7 protein-coding genes are annotated in these 9625 nt (G+C 60.8%); 4 read left to right on the top strand and 3 right to left on the bottom strand.

What is annotated here, in order from left to right; genetic code table 11:
• The coding region (locus ABSG20_RS21550) for an adenosylcobinamide-GDP ribazoletransferase (protein ID WP_423866536.1) at positions 1-271 on the bottom strand (271 nt) is incomplete at its 3' end.
• Positions 272-333: 62 nt separating this feature from the next.
• Between ABSG20_RS21550 and ABSG20_RS21545 the strand changes: the two genes are divergently transcribed.
• From ABSG20_RS21545 to ABSG20_RS21530, 4 genes are all read left to right on the top strand, one after another.
• Positions 334-549, top strand: coding sequence for a hypothetical protein (locus ABSG20_RS21545; protein WP_423866535.1), 216 nt, complete (start codon positions 334-336; stop codon positions 547-549).
• Positions 550-915: 366 nt separating this feature from the next.
• On the top strand, positions 916-1968 hold the full coding sequence (locus ABSG20_RS21540) for an efflux RND transporter periplasmic adaptor subunit (protein ID WP_423866534.1): 1053 nt from the start codon (positions 916-918) through the stop codon (positions 1966-1968).
• On the top strand, positions 1965-5270 hold the full coding sequence (locus ABSG20_RS21535; RefSeq protein ID WP_423866533.1) for an efflux RND transporter permease subunit: 3306 nt from the start codon (positions 1965-1967) through the stop codon (positions 5268-5270). Before ABSG20_RS21540 ends, ABSG20_RS21535 begins: the two co-directional genes overlap by 4 nt.
• 7 nt (positions 5271-5277) lie before the next feature.
• Positions 5278-8352: an efflux RND transporter permease subunit gene (locus tag ABSG20_RS21530; protein ID WP_423866532.1), complete on the top strand. Its 3075-nt coding sequence runs from the start codon at positions 5278-5280 to the stop codon at positions 8350-8352.
• A gap of 66 nt (positions 8353-8418) precedes the next feature.
• On the opposite strand, the gene ABSG20_RS21525 is transcribed toward ABSG20_RS21530, so the two are convergent.
• Together ABSG20_RS21525 and ABSG20_RS21520 are read right to left on the bottom strand one after the other, a co-directional pair.
• Positions 8419-8856, bottom strand: a complete 438-nt coding sequence (locus ABSG20_RS21525; RefSeq protein ID WP_423866531.1) for a universal stress protein — start codon at positions 8854-8856, stop codon at positions 8419-8421.
• Positions 8857-8898: 42 nt separating this feature from the next.
• On the bottom strand, positions 8899-9625 hold a 727-nt coding region (locus ABSG20_RS21520; protein ID WP_423866530.1), incomplete at its 5' end, for an HAD-IIB family hydrolase.

Genomic DNA, 9625 nt, shown 5'->3' with positions numbered 1-9625 from the left:
CATCTGCCAGCCCATCTTCATGGAGCGCCCCGGTCAACAGCGCGCCGGCCCCGAGCGCGAGCGCCGCGGCCGCGATCGCCGGCAGTCCAATTCTCAGCAGCAGAAGGTACAGCGCGCCGATCGCGGCCCCAATCGCGACGCCAACGAGCGGAAAGGCGCGATAGGCGTGCGCCAGATCGGGCCGCGCGTCGCGACGCGGCACCCACACACGCGTCAGAAACGCGGTCGCGGCAAGAACATCGTCCAGCCAGTTGCTTATAATGGGACTCATGTGCCGGCTTGCCCTCGCCCACAGCGAACAATCGTGCTATATTAATGCCATGACGCGCTTACTTGAACAGCCCGTTTGCGACGGTATCGACCTTTCCCGACAATGTGCAAGACGAGCTTGCGCACGTGCTGTTGCGGTCTGTCGGGGCCGAGCGGCCGCCTTATGAACTGACGCCCGAGGAAGCCGCTGACGTGGCCGCATCGATCCCCGAGGCCGAGCGCGGCGAGTTTGCGACGGACGAGGAAGTCCGCGCAATGTGGGCGAAGCATGGACGGTGAAGGTCCGCTACACGCGCCGCGCCTTCCGCCAAATCAACCAGGTATTGGACTCGATCACGCGATAACAGAAGTTTTCCTCTGCAACCCGCTTGGTGTGAGCAGTTTTGCTCAGTCTTCACCGTGGCGCGGGCGTAGCTTGATTGCGCCGTAACGGTAGCACCTCCTTCAGTTTATCGGTCACACAGGTGCACAACCTTGTGTGGAAGACATGATAGCCTGGCGAGTCACGGGGGTGCGGTTTTGCCTTCACCGACCAAGTCGTCGTCGCCCCACCGCTGGTGGGCCCTTGTGATTGTCGCACTGCTGGTATCGCTCGGCCTCTATCTCGGCTGGCGCCATTTCTACGCGGACCGAGCGACCGCGTCCTTGGCCGCTGGCGCGGCGGGGGTTAGCATTACGACCGCCGCAGCCCGCAAGGGCGACATTGGCGTCTATCTCGACGCGATCGGAACGGTCACGCCGGAATATACCGCTTCCATTACTTCGCAGGTAACCGGGTTGGTCACTTCCGTGCCATTCAAGGAAGGTCAGACGGTACGCAAGGGCGATCCACTCATCGAAATCAACTCGGCGCCGTATCGCGCCACGCTGTTGCAGGCGCAGGGGACGCTGGAACGAGACCAGAACCTGCTCGCCCAGGCGCAGATGGACGTTGAACGCTACCGCCTGCTGTGGGTAACGAAGGCTGTCGGAAAGCAAATCCTGGATGACCAGGAAAAGTTGGTGCTGCAGGATCAGGGCACGGTAAAGAACGATCAGGGCGTCGTGGACTACGACCAGATTCAGGTCGACTTTTGCCATATCGTTGCTCCGATCGCGGGTCGGATGGGTCTGCGGTTGGTGGATCCGGGCAACGTCGTACAGTCGACCGGAGCCGTCACCCTCGCCGTCGTTGCGCAATTGCAGCCGATCACGGTCATTTTCACGATTCCGGAAGACAACATAGGCCAGATTGAGGATCGCCTCCGCCAGAACGCGACGCTTACCGTGGATGTTTTTGATCGTACCGCCCAGACCAAGATCGCGAGCGGGCAGTTGCTGACCCTCGACAACCAGATCGACACCACGACCGGGACCATCAAGGCGCGCGCGCTGCTCGACAACACCAACGAGGCACTGTTTCCGAACCAGTTCGTCAACGCCCGCCTGCTGGTGAATACATTGCAGGGCGTGACCCTGGTTTCAGCATCGGCCATCCAGCAAAATGGCATGGCCTCGTTCGTCTATCTCATCCAGAACAATATTGCGCATTTGCACAGCGTAAAGCCTGGGGTGACCGAAGCCGGCATGACGCAGGTCGATGGCATCAATCCCGGAGATATGGTCGCCGATAGCAGCTTCGATAAGCTGCAGGACAACGTTGCGGTCGTCATTGCGGTCAAGCCTGTCGCGGAGAACAGCGGACGCAAGGCGCAATGAGTCCGTCACGTCCGTTTATCCTGCGGCCGGTGGCGACGTCTCTGCTGATGGCGGCAATCCTCCTGGTTGGCCTTGTCGGCTATCAGCTTCTGCCCGTGTCGGCCCTGCCGGAAGTCGATTATCCGACCATCCAGGTACTTACATTCTATCCCGGAGCAAGCCCGACCGTGATGGCGACCACCGTCACGGCGCCACTGGAGCGCCAGTTCGGCGAATTGCAGGGTTTAAGCCAGATGACCTCCACCAGTTCGGGGGGTACTTCCGTCATCGTGCTGCAGTTCAATCTCACCATTGCGATGGATGTTGCCGAGGAAGAGGTTCAGGCCGCCATCAACGCGGCGCAGAGTTTATTGCCGTCGATTCTGCCCTCGCCTCCGATCTACAGCAAGACCAATCCGGCCGACGCCCCCGTGCTGACCCTGGCGATCACTTCGGATGCGATGCCGCTTTCCCAGGTCGAGGACCTCGTCGATACGCGCATGGCGCCCAAGATCTCGCAGCTCAACGGGGTCGGCCTGGTGTCGATCAGCGGCGGACAAAAACCCGCGGTGCGCATTCAGGCCAATCCGATGGCGCTGTCTTCCTACGGCGTCAACCTGGAAGACCTGCGCACGGCGCTAACCCAGGCTAGCGTCAACGCGGCCAAGGGAAATTTCGATGGCCCGCATCAGGATTACCAGATCGAGGCCAACGACCAGCTGGTTGCCAGCGAAGACTATAAGAAGGTTGTCGTGGCCTACCGCAATGGCGCGCCGGTGATGCTGACCGACGTCGCGCGCATCGTGAACGGTGTGGAAAACAACCGACAGGCCGCGTGGATGAATCTGACGCCGGCGGTGATCCTGAATGTGCAGCGCCAGCCTGGCGCCAACACGATCAGTGTGGTCCAGCGCATCAAGCGGCTGATGCCGCAGCTTCAGGCCAACCTGCCGACCGGCATTCACGTGACCGTTCTGACTGATCTGACCATCGCGATCGAGGCGTCGGTCGCGGACGTCGAGTTCGAACTGCTGCTGACGGTCGCACTGGTCGTCCTGGTCATCTTCCTGTTCCTAAGGAGCCTGTACGCCACCATCATCCCCAGCGTTGCCGTGCCGCTGTCCCTGATCGGCACCTTCGCGGTCATGTACGTGCTTGGATACAGCCTGGACAATCTGTCGCTGATGGCGCTGACCATCTCCACGGGGTTCGTCGTCGACGATGCCATCGTGATGATCGAGAACATCTCCCGCTACATCGAGGCGGGCGACCCGCCGATGGAAGCCGCCCTCAAGGGCGCGGCGCAGATCGGCTTCACCATCCTTTCGCTGACGGTGTCGCTGATCGCCGTTCTGATTCCGCTGTTATTCCTGGGCGACGTGGTCGGGCGCCTGTTCCGGGAGTTTGCCGTGACGCTCGCCGTCACGATCGTGGTTTCCGCGGTGGTCTCCCTGACGCTGACGCCGATGATGAGTGCGCGAATCCTGCGCAACCAGTCAAAGCAGCAGCAGGGACGCGTCTCAAGGGTTTCGGAGCGTGTCTTCGACAGCATGATCGCGTTCTATGGCCGGACCCTGAAGTTCGTCCTTGGCTACCAGGCGGTGACGCTGTCGGTCGCCGTGGCGACATTGCTGCTCACCGTTTTTCTTTACACCATCATTCCCAAGGGCTTTTTTCCGGTCCAGGACACCGGCGTGATCCAGGGCATATCGCAGGCATCGCCAACCATCGGCTCAAAAGCCATGGCCGAGAAGCAGCAGGAACTCGCGAAGGCGATCCTGGAAGATCAGGCGGTAGCCAGCGTTTCGTCCTTTATCGGCGCTGATGGCACCAACGTGACCACCAACAGCGGTCGACTATCGATCAATCTGAAGCCGATCGGCCAGCGCGATATAACCGCGTCCGATCTGATCCGCAGGCTGACGTCGCGATTGGACCGGGTCCAGGGCATCCAGCTGTTCATGGCGCCGGTGCAGAACATCTCGGTCGATGACCGGGTGAGCCGCACCCAATACCAGTACACGCTCGAAGACGCCGATGCCGGCGAACTCAATGTCTGGACCAGCCGCTTCGTTGACCGGCTGAAGCAGTTGCCGGAACTGGAGGACATCGCGACCGATCAGCAATTGGGAGGGCTGGCGATATCCCTGGTCATCGATCGGGTTACCGCTTCACGATTGGGTATCGCGGTGGCGACCATCGACAACACCCTCTATGACGCCTTCGGCCAGCGGCAAATCAACACCATGTATACCCAGGTGAATCAGTACCACGTGGTGCTCGAGAGCGATCCGCTGTTTCAGGCGGATCCGAACCGGCTGAACCAGCTTTACATCCAGTCCAATTCTTCGTCCGGGGCCAGTGGCCCCGGAGCGGCTTCCTCCTTCTCGTCCTCCGGATCATCCGCCGCCGGATCGAATGCGCTGACGTCTTCGGCGCTGTACACACCGGCGGCCGGCAGCCTTGCGCCTCCGGCCGGCGCGTTGTCGTCGAGCACCTCGACTGCAACATCGAGCAAAGGCGCCGGCTCCGCCGGCGCGACCAGTTCGGCCATCAGCAGCGCCGTGCCGCTCAGCGCCTTTTCGCATTTCGAGAAAACCACCGAGCCGCTGGTGATCACCCACCAGGGCCAGTTTCCCGCCATCACGGTGTCGTTCAATCTGGCGCCCAATGCCGCGCTTGGGAGCGCCATTGCGGTGATCGACGCGGCACAGAAGGACCTGCACATGCCGGCGAGCCTGCAGGCAGGTTTTCAGGGCACCGCCGCATCGTTCACGAATTCGCTGAGCAATGTGCCTCTGCTGATACTGGCGGCCCTGGTCACCGTCTACATCGTGCTCGGTGTCCTGTATGAGAGCTTCGTGCACCCGATCACCATTCTGTCGACGCTACCGTCAGCGAGCGTCGGCGCTTTCCTCGCCTTGCTGCTGTTTCATCAGGATCTGAGCATGGTCGCGATCATCGGCCTGATCCTGCTGATCGGGATCGTGAAAAAGAACGGAATCATGATGGTCGACTTTGCGCTGCAGGGTGAGCGGCTCGAGGGCAAGAACGCAACGGATGCGATCTACGATGCCTGCTTGCTCCGCTTCCGTCCCATCATGATGACGACCATGGCCGCGCTGCTCGCCGGCCTGCCGCTCGCCCTCGGAACCGGCTCCGGTTCCGAACTGCGCAGGCCACTGGGCATCGCGATGGTCGGAGGACTGCTGGTGAGCCAGGTGCTCACGCTTTACACGACACCCGTGATCTATATCTTCTTTGACAATCTGGTTCGGCGCTTCGCGCCCAGATCCGCCACGCCGGAGGCGAGGACGTCGTAGGCTCGGCATGAACATTTCCGCGCCGTTCATTCACCGCCCGGTGGCGACCACGCTGCTGACGCTGGCGATTGGGCTGGCCGGGGCGATGGCGTTCGACGTGCTGCCGGTGGCGCCTCTGCCGGAGGTCGACTTTCCCACCATTTCAGTCAGTGCAAGCTTCCCGGGAGCCAGCGCCAATATCATGGCGTCGTCGGTTGCCACCCCGCTGGAGCGACAGCTCGGTCATATCGCCGATGTAACGGAGATGACCTCCGCCAGCACGCTCGGCAGCACATCGATCACCATTCAATTCGACCTCAACCGCGATATCGACGGCGCGGCGCGCGATGTCGAGGCGGCCATCAACGCGGCGCGAACCTACCTGCCGAGCAATCTGCCGGCCAATCCGACCTATCGCAAGGTCAATCCCGCCGACGCGCCGATCATGATCCTCGGCCTGACATCGGATAAATACGGCCCAGGCAAGCTCTACGACGAAGCGTCCACCGTCATCCAGCAGAAATTGTCGCAGATCCAGGGCGTAGGCCAGGTCATCCCCGGAGGTGGCGCGTTGCCGTCGGTACGCGTGGACGCAAACCCTACCCAATTGGCAAGCTACGGCCTTACCCTGGCTAGTCTGCGGGCCGTTCTCAGCCTGCAGAATGCCGACCTCGCCAAGGGCCAGATATCCGACGGCACGGTCACCGCGGATATTGTCGCCAACGACCAGATCTCGCTTGCCGCGGACTACAAGCCTCTCATTGTCGGGTTCAGCCATGGCTCCGCGGTTCGCCTCACCGATGTTGCTGAGGTGACGGACTCCGTGCAGGATGTGCGCGCTACCGGTTATTTGAACGGCAATCGCGCGGTGACGATCATCATCTTCCGCCAGCCCGGCGCCAACATCATCGGCACGGTGAATCGGATCCGCGCGCAACTGCCGTTCATCAACGCATCGATTCCGCTCGGCATCGATACCACCATCGTTCTTGATCGCACCACCACCATCCGCGCTTCCGTCGGCGACGTCGAGTGGACGCTCTTGATATCGATCGGCCTCGTCATCGTCGTGGTCTTTGTCTTCCTGCGCAACGGCCGCGCAACAATGATTCCGGGCGTCGCCGTGCCGGTCTCGCTGCTCGGCACGCTTGGCGTGATGTACCTGTTCGGATACAGCCTCGACAACCTTTCGCTGATGGCCATGACGATTTCAACGGGCTTCGTCGTCGACGATGCCATCGTCGTGATGGAAGATATCGTGCGCAACATGGAAAGCGGCATGACGCCGTTTGCCGCGGCGCTGAAGGGCGCGGGCGAAGTCGGTTTCACCGTGTTCACCATCAGCATTTCGCTGATTGCCGTCTTTATCCCGCTGTTGCTGATGGGGGGTATCGTCGGACGCCTGTTCCGCGAATTTGCCGTAACCCTCTCGACCGCCATTCTGGTGTCGATGATCGTCTCACTGACCACCACGCCGATGATGTGTGCTTATCTGTTGAAGAACGAGCGCACCGAGAGCCATGGCCGCCTCTATTTGGCCGGCGAACGGGTTTTCGACCGGGTGCTGTCATGGTATCGCGGCAGCCTTATTTGGGTGCTGGCGCGTCCGATCCCCATCCTCATTGTGCTGCTTCTTACCATCGCCCTCAACGGCGTGCTGATCGTCGCGATACCGAAAGGCTTTTTCCCGGTCGAAGATACCGGAGCACTGGCCGGTGCCGTGCAGGGGCCCCAGGAGTCATCTTTCCCGGCGATGGACGACTCTATTCGGCAAATCGTCGACGTGATCAAGAACGATCCCGCCGTCGCCAACGTGATCGCGTTTACCGGCACCAAGGGCGCAACCAATACCGGCTCCCTCTATGTCGCACTTAAGCCGGCGGCGGAACGGAACGCCGGCGCCGCAGCGATCATCAACCGCCTACGCACCCAATTGAACCGCCTGCCGGTAGCCTCCACGTTCCTTCAGCTGGTACAGGACCTGCGTATCGGCGGTCGCTCCAGCAATGCGCTGTACCAGTACACGATCCAGGCCGACACTATGGAGGATCTGACCAGATGGGGACCCGTATTGCTGAGCGAGATGAAGCGGCTGCCCGGCTTGCAGGATGTAAGCTCCGACCAGCAGAATGGCGGACTGGTGGAGCTATTGAACTACGATCGCCTCGCTGCGGCAAGGCTCGGATTGACAGTGCAGGCGCTGGACCAGGAATTATACAGCGCCTTCGGCCAGTCGGAAGTGTCCATTATCTACACCCAGTTAAATCAGTATTACGTGGTGCTGGAGGTAGCTCCGCAGTATTGGCAAAGCCCGGAAGCGTTGAAGGACATTTACTTCAATACATCCGGTAGCAGCCACACCCCGCTGCTCGCGGTGACCCGGCGACAAGCCGATACAATCCCGCTGGCGATCAACCATACCAGCCTGTTTCCCTCCGTCACCGTGTCCTTCAACCTCGCGCCGGCGATGTCCTTGAGCGATGCCACATCGAGCATAAATCAGATGCAAGCGCGGCTAGGCGCGCCGTCATCGCTGCAAGGGTTTTTTGCCGGAACGCTGTTGGCCTACCAGCAATCGCTGAGCACCGAGCCGGTGCTCATTTTGACGGCGCTGCTGGCGGTGTACATCGTGCTTGGCATTTTATACGAAAGCCTGGTTCATCCCTTGACGATCATTTCCACCCTGCCGTCAGCTAGCGTCGGCGCGATGCTCGCCCTGATGCTTTTCAGGGAGGATCTGAACATCGTCTCCATCATCGGCATTGTGCTCCTGATCGGGATCGTCAAGAAGAACGCGATCATGATGATCGATTTCGCGCTGCAGGCGCAGCGCCAGGGTGGCAAGAGCGCGTCGGATGCGATCTTCGAGGCGTGCATATTGCGCTTCCGTCCGATCGTCATGACGACGATGGCTGCAATTCTGGGAGCCTTGCCTTTGGCAATGGGCACGGGTGTGGGATATGAACTCCGCCGTCCGCTCGGCATAGCGATTGTGGGCGGGCTACTCATGAGTCAGCTGCTCACGCTTTATACGACGCCAGTCGTCTATTTGGCGTTCGACCGGCTGCGGTTAAGGCTGCAAACCAGAACCGATGCTGGGTGACATTCTATGGGCCTGCTGTTCGCGCCGGGGCTTGAATGAAAGGTAGCGGACGCTGCTGACGCAAGCCTATCGATGAACCAGTACCGGGATCTTGCAATGTGTAAGCACCTTGACCGTCTCGCTGCCAATGATGATCGCGGCAAGACCATGGCGACCGTGCGAGGCCATGACGATGAGATCGCAGCCTTTCGATTCCGCAGTATCAATGATCGCCCGGTAGGGATGCTCATGCTCGACCTGGACCCTCTCGCATTCGACGCCTGCAGCCCGCGCCGCGTCAGCGACGGCGCCAAGAGTCTTCTCAGCATGCTGCTGCATCCGCGCTTCGTAGTCGGTTCGCGTATCCTCGATCATTTCGGCATCGGTCGTAAACGTGTGAAACGGCGGCAAGACTGTCAGTGCAACAGTTCTGGAGTCGATCCGCTTGGCGAGGGCCAGGCCGTGGCGCACCGCCTTCATGGCGAGCTCCGATCCGTCCGTGGGTAGTAGTATGTTGGTATACATGGGTGTCCTTTCTTGGTATCCGGCAGCTGTTTGCTGCCGGGCTCAGGCATTGACGGATGGCAGGACAAACTTCCGCAATGCATTTGCAAAACCTTCGTCCTCGTTGCTGCCGGTGACCGCGCTCGCCTGCGCCTTGACCTCGTCGCTGGCGTTTCCCATGGCGATGGAGAAGCCGCTCTTTCGGAACATGAGAACGTCATTTGGCATGTCGCCGATGGTGGCAATCAGCCCGGGTGCAATGCTCAGAGACTTTGAAAGGTGTGTCACAACCGTGCCCTTGTTGGCTTGCGGATGGGTCACGTCGAGATAATACGGCTGCGAGCGCGCCGCGCTCGCTCTGTCGCCGAGGGTGTCCTGCGCCACCTTTTCGCAGGCGGCGACCAGGTCGAGATTATCGGAGACCCCAACGATCTTTACCGCATGCGCCAGGTCCGCATCCGTGAACGACGCCACGACCCGGGCGTTGAACTTTACGGTCCAGGTCTCGCGCGCGACATGCGGTGCATTGCTATCCCGGATCAACCACTCCTCGTCGGTATACACCCATGCATCCAGGCCCTGATCGAGTATCAGCTTCAGGGTCTGCTTCGCCGTGGCGGGATCGAGCGTGTGGCTTTCAATAACGGAGAGGTCGGGTCTGACAAACACCCCGCCGTTGAAGCCGGCGATGGGGGTCCGCAGCGCCAACGGATCAACCAGCATGGCCATGCCGCGTGGCGGCCTGCCGCTGGTAATTGCAAATGCGATGCCCGCCGTTTGTAGGTCCTTC

It is taken from the genome of Bradyrhizobium sp., from assembly GCF_049512235.1.
In the GTDB taxonomy this organism is placed as follows: Bacteria; Pseudomonadota; Alphaproteobacteria; order Rhizobiales; family Xanthobacteraceae; genus Bradyrhizobium.
The sequence above is the reverse complement of the archived record's forward strand: the minus strand, read 5'-3'. Positions and strand labels throughout refer to the sequence as shown.